The organism is Neorhizobium sp. DAR64862/K0K3 (assembly GCF_050500185.1).
In the GTDB taxonomy this organism is placed as follows: domain Bacteria; phylum Pseudomonadota; class Alphaproteobacteria; order Rhizobiales; family Rhizobiaceae; genus Neorhizobium; species Neorhizobium soli.
The window spans coordinates 3,085,417-3,099,383 of record NZ_CP191449.1; the positions used below are offsets into that span (position 1 = coordinate 3,085,417).

The 13,967-nt window shown below is 58.7% G+C and carries 16 protein-coding genes; 5 read left to right on the top strand and 11 right to left on the bottom strand.

Annotated elements, in window-relative coordinates:
* Positions 1–11: 11 nt before the first annotated feature.
* Positions 12–854 (bottom strand): fumarylacetoacetate hydrolase family protein, encoded by an 843-nt coding sequence (locus tag ACQY1L_RS14975; RefSeq protein ID WP_192088318.1) that lies wholly within the window; start codon positions 852–854, stop codon positions 12–14.
* Between the two features lie 140 nt (positions 855–994).
* Between ACQY1L_RS14975 and ACQY1L_RS14980 the strand changes: the two genes are divergently transcribed.
* Positions 995–1,594, top strand: a complete 600-nt coding sequence (locus tag ACQY1L_RS14980) for a nitroreductase family protein (RefSeq protein ID WP_092665198.1) — start codon at positions 995–997, stop codon at positions 1,592–1,594.
* A gap of 114 nt (positions 1,595–1,708) precedes the next feature.
* Here ACQY1L_RS14980 and gyrB read toward each other — a convergent pair whose 3' ends face one another.
* The 5 genes from gyrB to ACQY1L_RS15005 all read right to left on the bottom strand — a co-directional run bounded on the left by gyrB (position 1,709) and on the right by ACQY1L_RS15005 (position 7,064).
* Positions 1,709–4,144, bottom strand: a complete 2,436-nt coding sequence (gyrB, locus tag ACQY1L_RS14985) for a DNA topoisomerase (ATP-hydrolyzing) subunit B (RefSeq protein ID WP_062577110.1) — start codon at positions 4,142–4,144, stop codon at positions 1,709–1,711.
* A gap of 146 nt (positions 4,145–4,290) precedes the next feature.
* Positions 4,291–4,644 carry a helix-turn-helix domain-containing protein gene (locus ACQY1L_RS14990; protein ID WP_092665195.1) on the bottom strand — a complete coding sequence of 118 codons (354 nt, stop codon included), beginning with the start codon at positions 4,642–4,644 and terminating at the stop codon, positions 4,291–4,293.
* Positions 4,641–5,222 carry a Smr/MutS family protein gene (locus ACQY1L_RS14995; protein ID WP_430241521.1) on the bottom strand — a complete coding sequence of 194 codons (582 nt, stop codon included), beginning with the start codon at positions 5,220–5,222 and terminating at the stop codon, positions 4,641–4,643. The genes ACQY1L_RS14990 and ACQY1L_RS14995 overlap by 4 nt, the downstream gene beginning before the upstream one ends.
* Positions 5,223–5,232: 10 nt before the next feature.
* Complete coding sequence (gene mltA / locus ACQY1L_RS15000; RefSeq protein WP_430241523.1) at positions 5,233–6,369, bottom strand: murein transglycosylase A; 1,137 nt, start codon at positions 6,367–6,369, stop codon at positions 5,233–5,235.
* The gene (locus ACQY1L_RS15005) at positions 6,366–7,064 is read right to left on the bottom strand and encodes a Tim44/TimA family putative adaptor protein (protein WP_062462907.1); all 699 of its coding nucleotides are present in this window, start codon (positions 7,062–7,064) and stop codon (positions 6,366–6,368) included. Before ACQY1L_RS15005 ends, mltA begins: the two co-directional genes overlap by 4 nt.
* A 123-nt stretch (positions 7,065–7,187) precedes the next feature.
* Between ACQY1L_RS15005 and ACQY1L_RS15010 the strand changes: the two genes are divergently transcribed.
* Positions 7,188–7,727, top strand: coding sequence for an FxsA family protein (locus ACQY1L_RS15010; protein ID WP_430241525.1), 540 nt, complete (start codon positions 7,188–7,190; stop codon positions 7,725–7,727).
* Positions 7,728–7,819: 92 nt separating this feature from the next.
* Entirely contained in the window at positions 7,820–8,296 is a 477-nt protein-coding gene (gene secB / locus ACQY1L_RS15015; RefSeq protein ID WP_062462904.1) for a protein-export chaperone SecB, read from the top strand.
* Between the two features lie 71 nt (positions 8,297–8,367).
* Here the strand turns inward: secB and dnaQ are convergent, their stop codons facing one another.
* The 5 genes from dnaQ to ACQY1L_RS15040 are packed head-to-tail and all read right to left on the bottom strand — an operon-like array spanning position 8,368 to position 11,980.
* Positions 8,368–9,072, bottom strand: a complete 705-nt coding sequence (gene dnaQ, locus ACQY1L_RS15020; RefSeq protein WP_174197317.1) for a DNA polymerase III subunit epsilon — start codon at positions 9,070–9,072, stop codon at positions 8,368–8,370.
* Entirely contained in the window at positions 9,065–9,673 is a 609-nt protein-coding gene (coaE, locus tag ACQY1L_RS15025; RefSeq protein WP_430241527.1) for a dephospho-CoA kinase, read from the bottom strand. The genes dnaQ and coaE overlap by 8 nt, the downstream gene beginning before the upstream one ends.
* Positions 9,670–10,530, bottom strand: coding sequence for a shikimate dehydrogenase (locus tag ACQY1L_RS15030; RefSeq protein WP_325265624.1), 861 nt, complete (start codon positions 10,528–10,530; stop codon positions 9,670–9,672). The genes coaE and ACQY1L_RS15030 overlap by 4 nt, the downstream gene beginning before the upstream one ends.
* Positions 10,523–11,122: a Maf-like protein gene (locus ACQY1L_RS15035; RefSeq protein WP_430243988.1), complete on the bottom strand. Its 600-nt coding sequence runs from the start codon at positions 11,120–11,122 to the stop codon at positions 10,523–10,525. The genes ACQY1L_RS15030 and ACQY1L_RS15035 overlap by 8 nt, the downstream gene beginning before the upstream one ends.
* A gap of 36 nt (positions 11,123–11,158) precedes the next feature.
* Positions 11,159–11,980, bottom strand: coding sequence for a pyruvate, water dikinase regulatory protein (locus tag ACQY1L_RS15040; protein WP_062462887.1), 822 nt, complete (start codon positions 11,978–11,980; stop codon positions 11,159–11,161).
* Positions 11,981–12,381: 401 nt separating this feature from the next.
* Here ACQY1L_RS15040 and hemE point away from each other — a divergent pair, with 401 nt between their 5' ends.
* Both hemE and hemJ read left to right on the top strand, forming a co-directional pair.
* Positions 12,382–13,416, top strand: coding sequence for a uroporphyrinogen decarboxylase (gene hemE / locus ACQY1L_RS15045; protein ID WP_430241529.1), 1,035 nt, complete (start codon positions 12,382–12,384; stop codon positions 13,414–13,416).
* The gene (hemJ, locus tag ACQY1L_RS15050) at positions 13,413–13,955 is read left to right on the top strand and encodes a protoporphyrinogen oxidase HemJ (protein ID WP_430241531.1); all 543 of its coding nucleotides are present in this window, start codon (positions 13,413–13,415) and stop codon (positions 13,953–13,955) included. Before hemE ends, hemJ begins: the two co-directional genes overlap by 4 nt.
* Positions 13,956–13,967 lie beyond the last annotated feature (12 nt).

Here is a 13,967-nt window from a genome sequence, read left to right on the forward strand (position 1 = left end):
CCAGCGATCGATCAGATATCGGCGACGAATGTCTGTTTCTGGGTGCCGAGACCATCGATGCCGAGTTCGACAACGTCGCCGGCTTTCAGGAAGCGCGGGGGCTTGAGGCCAAGGCCGACGCCCGGAGGCGTACCCGTGGAGATGACGTCTCCCGGATGCAGCGACATGAACTGGCTGAGATAGGAGACGAGGAAGGCGACGCCGTAAACCATCGTCTTGGATGAGCCGTTCTGCATCTTTTCGCCGTTGACCGTCAGCCACATTCCAAGGTTCTGCGGATCCGCGACCTCGTCCTTGGTGACAAGCCATGGGCCAATCGGTCCGAACGTGTCGCAGGACTTGCCCTTGGTCCACTGGCCCGCGCGTTCTGTCTGGAAGGCGCGCTCGGAGACGTCGTTGGTGAGGCAGTAACCGGCAACGTATTCCAGCGCCTCGGCTTCCGACACGTATTTCGCGGTCTTTCCAATCACGACACCGAGTTCAACTTCCCAGTCGGTCTTTTCCGATGTGCGCGGAATGACGACGTCGTCGTTGGGTCCGACGATGGCGGAGGTGGCCTTCATGAAGATGATCGGTTCCGGCGGCACGGTGGCGCCGGTTTCGGCCGCGTGGTCGGAATAGTTGAGGCCGATGCAGATGAACTTGCCGGTGCCCGTCACGCAGGCGCCGATCCGATCGGCAGACAGTTCCGGCAATGTCGACGCGTCGATCGCGGCAATCTTCGTCAAACCCTCGGGCGAAATCGCCTCCCCGCCGATATCCGCGACATGGCCAGACAGATCACGGATCTTGCCATCCTGATCGAGCAATGCCGGCTTCTCCTGGCCCACAGGTCCTACACGCATCAATTTCAAGGTCTTATTCCTCCAGTTGTCAGACAAGTGTTTATGCAAAAAAGAGGCGCGATTGTCACCCCTCTTTCTGCCATCTGCGGTTCATTGCAAAGCAGCCCTAACTGCCTAGATTGGGTAAGACCCAAACTTGAGAGGACACTATGACGACCAGCAACAGCCGGACTTCGGAATTTCCAATCGACGCTTTCTTTCTCGATCGCTGGTCGCCGCGGGCCTTCGAGAAGGAAGCCATCGATCGGGAAACGATGCTGACCATTCTGGATGCCGCGCATTGGGCGCCCTCTTCCGGCAATAGCCAGCCTTGGCGCTTTGTCTACGCTTTACATGGTACCGAGGATTTCACCAGACTTGCGGATCTACTCGTTCCGGGCAATCGGCGCTGGGCAGAAAACGCGGGCGCGCTGGTCTTCTTCGTGTCGAAAACCTATCGCGTTTCCAAGGATGGCGAACGTCGCGAGGGCTATACGCATTCTTTCGACACGGGCGCCGCGTGGTTCTCAATCATCTGCCAGGCGATGAAGCTTGGGTATCATGCGCATGGCATGGAAGGGTTCGACAAGGAAAAGGCTGTTGGCGAACTTGGATTGCCTGAGGGTTTCAGGGTGGAAGCCGCAGCGGCGATCGGGCGCATGGCAGCCAAGGACACGCTGCCGGAGGACTTGCGCGAGCGTGAGGTTCCAAGCCAGCGCAAGCCTGTATCGGAAGTCGCTTTCGAGGGAAGGTTTGCCGGCGAAGAATAATTGTTTCACGTGAATCGTCCGTCCACAGGATGGATTCACGTGAAACAGATTTGTGCTGGACAAACAAAAACGGCGGCCGAGAGGCCGCCGTTTTTGCGTTGAGTAGATAATCTCTCAGATATCGAGGTTGGCGACGTTCAGCGCGTTCTCTTGAATGAACTCGCGCCGGGGCTCGACCTCGTCGCCCATCAGACGCGAGAACAAACCGTCTGCATCCGTCGCATCGGGAACCTTGACCTGAAGCAGCGAGCGAACGTTGGGATCAAGCGTTGTTTCCCACAGCTGCTCGGCATTCATTTCACCAAGTCCCTTATAGCGCTGCATGGACAGTCCCTTGCGTCCCGCCGCAAAGATCGTGTCGAGAAGGGCGCGTGGACCTGAAATATCCTGCTCGCTATCCTTGCGAGCGAGGACTGGCGACGTGCTGTAGATCTCCTGCAGACGCGACGACATCTGGTCGATATGGCGGGCATCGGCAGAGCCGATCAGGGCCACATCGATCACGGCGACTTCCTTGACGCCACGAACCATCCGCTCAAAGCGCATGCCGCCTTCATCGGTGACGTGACCCGACCAGCCACGCTCGGTTTCCTCGGCGATCATATCGAGACGCTTGGCGACTTCGTTAGCCGTCTGCTGGGCCCGTTCGGGATTATCCGTCAGATCTGGATGAAGCGCGCCGGCAATGGCTGCCTGCTCGATGATCGAGCGGTTGTAGCGAGAATGCAGTCCCTCGATGATCGAGCGGATGCGCAATGCATCCTGGATGACTTCGCGCATATCCTGGCCGGCACGGACTTCACCGGAGCCGAGGGTCAGGGTCGTATCTTCCAGCCCCATGCCGATCAGATACTCTTCCAGAGCCTGCTCGTTCTTCAGGTACTGGATCGACTTGCCTCGCGTCACCTTATAAAGCGGCGGCTGGGCAATGTAGATGTGGCCACGCTCGATCAGTTCCGGCATCTGACGGAAGAAGAAGGTCAGCAGCAGGGTTCTGATATGGGCGCCATCGACATCGGCGTCCGTCATGATGATGATCTTGTGATAACGCAGCTTGTCTGCGTTGAACTCATCCTTGCCGATCGATGTGCCCAGAGCGGTAATCAGCGTGCCGATTTCCTGGCTGGACAGCATCTTGTCGAAACGGGCGCGCTCGACGTTCAGGATCTTGCCGCGGAGCGGTAGGATCGCCTGGGTATCACGCGAACGGCCCTGCTTGGCGGAACCACCAGCGGAGTCACCCTCAACGAGGAAGACTTCGGACTTGGCCGGATCACGCTCGGAGCAATCGGCGAGCTTGCCGGGCAGCGAGGCAATATCGAGCACGCCCTTGCGGCGGGTGAGTTCACGAGCCTTGCGGGCCGCTTCGCGTGCAACAGCAGCTTCCACCACCTTGCCGACAAGGATCTTCGCTTCAGCCGGATGTTCTTCGAGCCAGGAGCTCAGCGCTTCGTTGACGAGGCTTTCGACAACCGGGCGCACTTCCGAGGACACGAGTTTATCCTTGGTCTGCGACGAGAACTTCGGATCCGGCACCTTCACGGAAAGAACCGCGGTCAGGCCTTCTCGGCAGTCGTCACCGGTGAGCGAAACCTTTTCCTTTTTCATGATGCCGGACGAATCCGCATAGGATGTGATCTGGCGAGTCAGCGCACCACGGAAGCCCGCCATATGCGTGCCGCCATCGCGCTGCGGAATGTTGTTGGTGAAGCAGAGAACGTTCTCGTGGTAGCTGTCATTCCACCACATCGCGACTTCCACCGTCATGCCATCCTTCTCGCCCTTGATGGCGACAGGCTTTTCGACGAGCGGCTTCTTGGAACGATCAAGATATTTGACGAAAGCCTCGAGGCCGCCGTCATACAGCATTTCCTCTTCCTTCACGTCCGGCTTGCGCCGATCCGTGAGCCGGATTCGAACGCCGGAGTTGAGGAAGGCGAGTTCGCGAAGGCGGTGCTCGAGTGTGCCGTAATCGAACTCGGTCATAGTGAAGGTTTCGGTGCTGGCGAGGAAGGTAACTTCCGTGCCGGAGCGACCTTCATAATCCCCGATGACCTTCAGCGGCGCATCGGCGACGCCGTGCGTGAACGAGATCTCGTGAACCTTGCCTGAGCGACGGATCTTCAGCTTGAGCCAGACCGAAAGCGCATTGACGACCGAGACGCCAACGCCGTGCAGGCCGCCCGAGACCTTGTAGGAATTCTGGTCGAACTTACCGCCGGCGTGGAGCTGGGTCATGATGACCTCGGCTGCCGAGACGCCTTCGCCGGTATGGATATCCGTCGGAATGCCGCGACCGTTGTCGGTGACGCTGACCGAGCCATCCGCATTGAGCGTGACCGTGACGATATCTGCATGGCCGGCCAAGGCTTCGTCGATCGCGTTGTCGACGACTTCGTAGACCATGTGATGCAGACCCGAGCCGTCGTCTGTGTCGCCGATATACATGCCTGGGCGCTTTCGCACCGCATCCAGGCCTTTTAGAACCTTGATGGAATCGGCACCGTATTCGGCACTCGCGCCGTGATCGCTGACGGGTGTGTCGGTCATTCAGTCTCTTCCAGTTGGTTAAAATACCGGCGAGCGAATCACCGGAGTCTCCGCCTTGAATATAGGGAATTCAGGGCGGTTTCTAAAGGTTGGGGCCTCGCGAAATGCCTGGAAAGGCGTGGATGCGCAGAGATTTCCAGGGCAATTCAAGCCTTTTGCAGAAGTCTTCGCATTTCCTCTAGCACGTCCGGCGGCAAAGAGCGAATCCGTGCCGCCAAGGCGTTGGCAAATGCGGTGTATGCAGGCGCCAGGCCTGTCGTGTCGAGGACCACTTTCGGGCGCGAGGCTTCTGCAACTCGAAACAATTCTTCCGCTTCATCCCAGATGATGTTGAAGTAGCCGGTGATACGCTGGAGCAGCTCGAATGTGGGCCGGCCCCGTTTGCCATGTTCCAAGGCCGACAGATAGGCAGGCGTAACCCCGATCGCCTCTGCCAGTTGCCTCTGGGTAACTCCCTTTTTGGCGCGCAGCTGTCGAAGCGCTTCACCAAAGGGCGTCACAGGACCGATCCCCGATAATCCGCACGGCTCTTTGAAAGCCGCACGTACATGGCGCCCTCGCCACCATGGTTTTGGGCTGCCCATTCGTAGGACGAGATCAGGAAACGAAATTCGGCCTTCGAGAACCACAGCGGCACCGCACGGCGCAGAACCCCCTCGCCGCCCACCGAGCGGCCCTTGCCGGTGATGACAAGAACATGGCGCAGACCGCGATCATGGGCACTGTAGAGAAAATCGAGCAGCAGATCGTGGGCGGCGTCCTGGTAGAGACCATGGAGATCGAGCCGAGCATCGATCGCCAAGCGACCCTTGGCGAGCTTCTTCCGGGTGGGTTTTTCCAGCGGATGATGAATGCCGGCAGGCTTTTTTACCTTCGGCGCGACTGCCGCGAAGGCATCGCTGACACGCTGGGTTAGCGGTACCGGCGGCTTGGAGACTTCATCCTCTGCCGCCAGTCGTGCCGCCATTTCCTCTTCGAAGGCAGCGATCTCTTTCATGCGCCCAGGCAGAGCACGGGCGGATTTCGCCACCTTGCCCCAAAGGATGCGTTCATCTGAACTGAGTTTTCGATCCTTCATGCGCCATATCCTACCCGGCATAACGGCCGGCGGCCGCGTTTGGAACGAGGATATAGAAATCCGCATCGTTTCGCACCGTGCCGGCAAGCTCGCCTGCGTGATAGCCGGAACCGGTGAAGATATCGCCCCTTGCAGGCCCAATAATGGCTGAACCCGTATCGAGCGCCAGCATCAGCCGCGCGAACGGCTTGCCGTCGTCGAGATGTGTCAGCCGTTCCGCATGGATGAAAAAGGGGTAGCCGAATGTGTGAATGGAGCGATCCACGGCGAGCGAGCGTCCCGCGATCAGCGGCACCTTGGCGGCAGCGATAGGACCGAGGTCAGGGTCGCTGACATCGGCCTCACGGAAGAAGATGTAGGACTTGTTGTGCCATAAGACTTCATCAACCTTAGCCGGATTCGACACCAGAGCTTCGGCAAGCCACGTCCGAATGCTCTGCATGGAAATGTCTTCGCGAGCGATTTCGCCACGATCGATCAGAAGCTTGCCGATCGGCGAAAACGGATGGCCTGCCTTTGCCGCGTAGGTGATGCGACGGACGCGGCCATCGGGGTAGACCAGCCGAGCTGCGCCCTGAACATGGGCAAAGAAGACGTCGATCCGCGACCGTGCGAAGGCTATCTCCAGCCCCCGGCCGTCGAGACAGCCGCGATCGATTTCACCGCGATCCGGATAAGCGACGATACCATCCGGCGTCTGACGGCCGAACATGTAGCCGGAGTCGAGATCCGCAGGGCGATTGCTTTCGTCGAGATCGACGAGATCGTCAGGCCGGAAATAGAAGGGATGGGTGAAAAGACCTTCGCTCACATCGGAGACGTCGACTTCCGGTTCGTAGAAGGCGGTGACGAATCCTTGTTCGTCATTGTGCTTCAGGATCCGGAAGGGTGTGCAGCGTTGTTCGAAGAAGGTGCGAGCTGCAGAGGCATCGGCAAATGGTGCGGCCTGCTCGAAGAGGTCCGCCAGTTCCCTGGCCTCCAGGCCGAGAGAACCCTTGCGATAGGGCTTAACGTTGCGGATATGGGCCGCGCAAGCATGCATCGCCTCATACAGCGGGCTCGGATCGTCGGCAGCCCAACCGGGGAGATCCGCGAAGTCGACCCTCTCGAGGCGGAAGTCAGAGAGGGTCGGAGACGCGGAAATCATTGTTCGGATTCGGTGGCGACCAGCTTCCAGTTCGGGTCGCGGGAGCCGATGTCGCGGGCAAAGGTCCAGATGTCGATGACGTCGGCTACGGTTTCCTGATCGCCGTCGATCAGCGTGCCGGCCTTGTCGAAGGTTGCGGAGATCAACTGGCTGACAATGCGGACGGTAACCTGAGATTCGCCGTCCTTGATCGAAACCTGTGTCATGTCGCATTTGTCGATGCCGACAAAGGTGGACTTGATCACCTCGCCCTTGGCCTCGCGCTCGGCGATCGCCGCTTCGAAGCCGTCATAGACCTCATTGGAGAGAAGCCCCTTCAAGGTCTTCCGATCACCGTCGGCAAAAGCCATGACGATCATTTCGTACGCCATCCGCACGCCGTTGAGGAATTCCTTCGGGCGGAACGACGGATCTTCCTTCACGAGGGCACGAAGCGATGCGTTGAGCGGCGTATCAGGCTTCGCGACGGCGTCGATATCGGCATTGCGTTGTTCCTCATCGACATTGTCGCGGCGAGGAAGCGTCACTACCTTGCTATCGTCCTCGACGGGACCGCGGGCAACATCGCGAGGGCTGACTGTCTCAGTCGGCGGCTTCTCATGTCCCGTGCGCCGGCCGAGGACGCTGCGCAATTGCAGGAATATCAGCACTGCTGCGACGAGGAAAAACAGTGTTATCAAGTCGTTCGAGCCCATTTTATCCCGCAATTGTCGTTTAAAAGTTCTATGCAGCTTTTCATATAGTCTCCTACCGCCCATCTTCAAATAGCAACGGCGTGAGATGAACCCATATCCGCCAATTAGATACAGGCAATGATTATGCGCTTACCATTCCTTCCGGTTGTTCTCCTGGCATGGCCGCTGGCCGAAATCGCTGGTTTTGTTCTGGTCGGAAGAGCGATCGGACTTTGGGGAACGCTTGGCCTCGTCCTCGGAACGGGCCTCCTGGGCGCATTGATGATCCGCGGCCAGGGGATGACTATGCTGCGGCGGCTTTCGACAGAAGGGCGCGAAGGTCGGATGCCTGCAGCCGAACTGGTAAGCGGAGCGATGGTCGTGGTGGCTGGCATCCTGCTGATGCTGCCGGGGTTTCTGACCGACATCATTGGTCTCGCGCTGCTTGTGCCCTTTATCCGCAAGCTGATCTGGTCGGCCATCGGCAGCCGCGTGGTTGTCGTGAATTCGGGCGAGCGAAGAAGCCCGGGCGGTTTTCGCACCGGTCCCGGCCCTGGCCCCGGTCCTGCGCCTGTTCATCCGGTTGGATCCGGCCCGGTGGTCGATCTCGATGACGACGATTATCGCCGCGAACCGAACCCGTCCTCGCCCTGGGCGGACAAGGATAAGCGGATCGAACCTTAAGGCTAAGATCTCGCAGGGTTGTAAGCCCCGGAGCGAAATGTTAAGTGCCCCCAACGCTTTTCAGCCACCCTTTCCAGCCTTGAGGAATTTTTATGGCAGACGATAACGAACAGGCTTCCGCACCCTCGCTCAATATCCTGGCGCAGTACACCAAGGATCTTTCGTTCGAAAATCCCGGCGCGCCACGCTCGCTGCAGTCGCGCGACAAGGCTCCAGCGATCAATATCAGCGTCAACGTCAACGCCAATCCGCTTTCGGAAAACGACTTCGACGTCGTTCTATCGCTGAGTGCCGAAGCCCGCGAAGACGACAAGATCGTGTTTGCGGCCGAGCTGGTATACGGCGGCGTTTTCCGCATCACCGGTTTCCCGCAGGAGCACATGCTGCCGCTTCTGTTTATCGAATGCCCGCGTCTTCTCTTCCCGTTCGCACGCCAGATCATTTCCGACGTGACCCGCAACGGTGGCTTCCCGCCGCTGATGATCGATCCGATCGATTTCGGTCAGATGTTCTCGCAGCGTATGGCCGAAGAACAGACCAAGTCGCAGGTTCAGCCGCTCAACAGCTGAGCGAGCAACGGATAGGATATAAAAAGCCCGGTCACAGCCGGGCTTTTTTCATGTCTGGACTTCAGCAGAAATCAGTCGGCTGCATATTTCAGCCAGACGGCCTTATCCTTCAGTCCACTTACCATTGCGGCATGGGCGGCGATGTCGTCTTCGCTGATGCGCGGCGGCAAAGGGCGCGGCCGTGCTGCAATCGCCGTTACCACCACATCATCGATCTCGATGACGTTTCTCGGCTGATCAGCACCGACCAGACCGAGAGCCGCCTGCCGGCCGCCGGTCATCTCGATATAGACTTCCGCCAGGAGTTCGGAGTCGAGCAGCGCGCCGTGCTTGGTGCGATGGCCATTGTCGATGCCGTAGCGACGGCACAGTGCGTCGAGGGAGTTAGGACCCATAGGATGCTTTCGGCGGGCCATCGAAAGCGTATCGACCACGTTTTCCGGTGGGACCGGCGGCAGGCCTATGCGTTCAAATTCGGCATTGATAAAGCCGATATCGAAATTGGCATTGTGGGCGATCCACCGGGCGCCATCGAAGAAGTCGATGATCTGTTGCGCCACCTGGGCGAAGGGCGGCTTGTCTTTCAGCGACTCATCGGTAATGCCATGGACGGCCAGCGCATCCGGATGAACCTTGCGATCGCCCGGGTTGATATAGAGGTGCAACGTTCTCCCCGTCGGGAAGTTGTTGATGAGCTCTATGCCGCCGATTTCGATAATCCGGTCGGCCTTGGATTCAAGGCCCGTGGTTTCGGTATCGAAGATGATTTCACGCATGGGTATTTCCGTTCCTGCTGCCGGCTTTCAGCGTGGCGATGATGTCGCGCACGCTTGATCTGGCTGTCTCCAGTCCGGCGCCGGTGTCGATGACGAAATCGGCACGCGCCCGCTTTTCGGCATCCGGAACCTGCCGGGCCAAGATCACCGACAACTTCTCCTCTGTCATGCCGGGACGCGCAAGTACCCTCTGGCGCTGGACCTGTGGATCGCAGCTGACGACGACGACAAAATCGACCCTTTTCTCGCCGCCGGTCTCGAACAGCAAGGGAATGTCGAGCACGACGAGCGCCGCGCCGGCGCTTTTGTGTTTATCGAGAAATTCTGCTTCGCGTTTGCGCACCAGCGGGTGGACGATGGATTCCAGCAGTTTGAATTTTTCAGGTGCTGCCGAAAGCTGGCGCGACAGTTCCTGTCGGTCGACGACACCGTCTCTGACCGCATTCGGGAACGCCTCCGCGATCGGATCGACCGCTTCACCGTGATAGAGATCGTGGACCACCTGGTCGGCATCGTTGACCGGGATACCCTCTTGCGCAAACATTTCTGCGGTGGTGGATTTCCCCATGCCGATGGAGCCGGTGAGGCCGATAACGATCATCCGTGAATATCCATATCTGCGATGACAAGATCCCGCAGCGTCTGATCGACGACAGGGCGGAGGCCGAACCATTTCTCGAAACCCGGCACGGCCTGATGCAGAAGCATGCCGAGACCATCCACGGTCACGAAGCCCTGCTCCTCCGCCTGTTTCAGAATGTCCGTTTGCAGCGGGATATAAACGATATCGGTAACGACTGCGTTCGTGAGCATGGTCGAGAAGTCGAACTGCGGTATCGGCGCGCCGTCCATGCCGAGCGATGTTGTATTCACAAAGAGACCTGCGCCGGACATGACCTCGCCCAGTGCTTCCATCGCATGCGCGTGCACGTTTTGTCCGAACCGGTCGGCAAGTTCCTGCGCACGCGCCACGGTCCGGTTGACGACGTGAATTTCTCCGACGCCCTGATCCCTGACGGCTTGAATGATAGCTCGGCTGGCACCGCCGGCACCGAGAATGACGGCGCGATCGACATTTCCCCAACCGGGCGACTGTTCGTCGAGGTTGGCGGTAAAACCGTAGACATCGGAGTTCGAGGCGTGAAGAACACCTTCCTCCATCCACAGCGTGTTGGCGGCACCGAGTTCTTCGGCGATCGCATCTGGACGATCAGCGAGCGCAAAAGCCATTTCCTTGTGGGGAATGGTGACATTGCCGCCGCGATAGCCTGATGATCCGTCTTTAAGCTTGCTGACGAAAGCTGGAAAATCCTCAGGTGCCACCGCTTCACGTGTGTAGCGGCCAGAAATACCGAACTTAGCCAGCCAATGACCGTGGATGATCGGCGAACGCGAGTGCTTGATCGGCCACCCCGTTACGAAAGCGTTAACCAAAAGTGTTTCACGTGAATCAGCCATCGATCGCTCCGATAGCGCGTAAAGTGTCGAGAAGCGGCAGCATGGGGAGGCCGAGAACGGTGAAGTAATCTCCATCGATCCGCGAGAATAGCTGAATGCCCTCACCTTCCAACTGGTAGGCGCCGACGCTTCCGAACACCGTTTCGCCCACCCTATCCAGATAGCGATCCACGAATATCTCGCTGAGCGGTCTGACGGTAAGATCGGCGTGTGCAACATGCTCCCAAAGGGTTTCGCCATCGCGCACAAGAGCGACGGCGCTGTTCAGCCTATGCGTCCTGTCCGACAGAGAGAGCAGGCTTTCGCGCGCCTCTTCCCGTGATTTCGGCTTGTGATAAACGCGATGATCGAGCGACATGGTCTGATCCGACCCGATGACGATGGCGGAAGGATAGTGTCTGCTGACATCGAGCGCCTTGGCCTTTGCCAAGGTCAGCGCGACGATATCTGGGCTGGCGCCCACCAGTCCCGCCTCGATCTGACGTTCATCGATATCGGCGGCCCGGCTTTCGAAACTCAGCCCCGCATTTTCCATCAACATGCGTCTGAACTTGCTGGATGAGGCCAGTATGAGTGGCCTGGAGTGAGACATTGTCACGGCAGATCTCCGGATGGAATTAGTGCCGGATTACCGTAGCTTCGGGCGGAGCGCAACGATGGCCGCCGCCGTCTCCTCGATCGACCGACGGGTGACGTCGATGACCGGCCAGCCGTGGCGCGAGCAGAGCGCTCGTGCATATTTCAGTTCCTCGTTAATCGTTGCCCGATCCGTATAATGACCGCGATCGAAATTTTGCGTGGTTCCGAGTTCGCGGTGTTCGCGCACCTGTGAAATGCGGTCCGTCGTCGCGACCAGCCCGACGATCAGGGGCCGGGTTGCAGACAGAAGTGCGTGCGGAAGGTCGACGCCCGGCACGATCGGGATATTGGCCGTCTTGATTCCGCGGTTGGCGAGATAGATGCTGGTCGGCGTCTTCGAGGTGCGGCTGATCCCGACCAGTACGACATCGGCCTCGTCGTACCCTTCGGGCATCTGGCCATCGTCATGATCCATGGTGAAGTTCAGCGCTTCGATGCGGGCGAAATATTCCGCGTTGAGCGCATGCTGCGCGCCGACGCGGTATTTAGACGGTGCTCCGAGATAGGTCTGGAATGTCGCCATAACCGGTTCCAGCACGTTGACGCACGGTGTTCCTATCTGACGGCAGCGGTCGTCCAGCAGTTTCGCAAGCTCGCGATCAACGATCGTATAGAGGACGATCCCCGGTTCACGATCGATCGCCTCCAGCACGGCGAGAACCTGCTTGCGGTTTCGCACCAGCGGATAGACGTGCTCGACGGCGAGCGAGGTCTGGAACTGGGCTGCCGCCGCGCGTCCTGTCGAGATCAGGGTCTCGCCGGTGGAGTCAGATATGAGGTGGAGATGGAAGAAGTTTTTTCTGTTCTCCACGTTGTTCTTCGTCCTCTGTTGATAACCGGGGAGAGACTGACCGCCTTTCGAGGGCCGAGCCAGACCCCTGGGATAACCTCCGAGTTGTCCACAATCGCGTATTTCGAGGAAGCCGTTTCAGGCCCCCTGTTCAAAGCGGGGATAACCGGATGAACCTATCGCTGGATTCACAAGATATCCACAAGAGAGCTTCACCAAGCGCCAGGCACAAGCAATTGATATCCCTGATCGAAATATGGTTATCCAGAAGCTCTGCCAAGAATGCCCGGAAGTTTTCCTTTTCAACGGTACGGAGCGGCAGATCGTCGCGTCTTCTGTGCAGGAGTTTTAATCCTTGCTACTCACCGACTCTAAGAAATAGAAGATCTTAAGAATCTTATTTTCTTTATTTGGAGAACCCATTGGCCGGTCCGACCAGGAAGATCGTTGAGGTGCTGAACGGCAGGACGATCACCCCACCGCCGATATGGCTTATGAGGCAGGCAGGTCGATATCTGCCCGAGTACCGCGAAGTCCGTGCGGCAGCCGGTTCGTTTCTCGATCTCTGTTATACGCCGGATCTGGCTGTCGAAGTGACGCTTCAGCCTATCCGGCGCTACCAGTTCGACGCAGCCATCCTGTTTTCCGATATCCTCGTCATTCCCGATGCCTTGAAGCGCAATGTTCGCTTCGTGCAGGGAGAGGGTCCAAGGATGGATCCGATCGACGAAGCAGGGATTGCAGCGCTCGATGGCAGTACGATGCTTTCCCACCTTGCACCGGTGCTGGAGACGGTTCGGAGGCTTCGGCTGGAGCTACCCCCTGAAACTGCCCTGATCGGCTTCTGCGGGGCTCCCTGGACCGTTGCGACCTATATGATCGCCGGTCAGGGAACACCGGACCAAGCGCCGGCACGTCTGTTCGCCTACCGCTACCCCGAGGCCTTTGAAAAACTGCTGGCTCTGCTGGCGGAGATGTCTGCCGAATATCTGATCGGTCAGATCGATGCGGGCGCAGATGTCGTGCAGATCTTCGATTCCTGGGCCGGCGTGCTCGGGGAGAAGGAATTCGAGGAATTCTCGATCAAGCCCGTGCGGCGGATCATCGATATCATCAAGGCAGCGCGACCTGACGCGAAGGTGATTGCTTTCGCCAAGGGTGCAGGCATGAACCTCAAACACTACCGGGCCCGGACGGGCGCAGATGCAATCGGGCTCGATTGGTCGGTGCCGATGTCGTTTGCGCAGGAGCTGCAGAAGGACGGGCCCGTCCAGGGCAATCTCGATCCAATGCGCGTGGTGGCGGGCGGAAAGTCCCTCGACGACGGGATCGATGCTATCCTCCAGGGGCTTGGACAGGGACCGCTGATCTTCAATCTCGGCCACGGCATCACACCGCAGGCGGATCCGCAGACCGTTGCGCATCTTGTAAAACGGGTCAGAGGATCGGGCGTATGACGCCGGACGACCGCACCGGTGCCGGAAATGGCCGGCGTGTCGCGTTCCGGGCGGCGACGGCGCTTTCGGTTTTCGTCGTCGTGCTGTTTTTTATCTACTGGCTGCGGCCGGATGATTTCCTGCTCTACATCAAGGCCTTTCACGTCATCGCCGTGATTTCCTGGATGGCCGGGCTCCTCTACCTTCCCAGGCTTTTCATCTATCACACCGATGCCGAACCCGGCTCCGCCCAGTCGGAAACCTTCAAAGTGATGGAGGGGCGGCTCTTGAAAATCATCATGAACCCGGCGATGATGATCAGCTGGGCGCTTGGGCTTTATCTCGCCTGGGCGGTCTACGGTTTCCAGGGCGGATGGCTTCATGCCAAGATCCTGTTTGTCCTGCTGCTCACCATGGCGCATATGCGGTTCAGTGCTGCAGTTCGGGCTTTTGCCATAGATGGGCCGCGAAAAACCGCTAGTTACTGGCGGCTGATGAACGAGATCCCGACGGTTTTGATGATTGCCATCGTAATAATGGTCATCGTTAAGCCATTTTGATGGTGTCTTGAG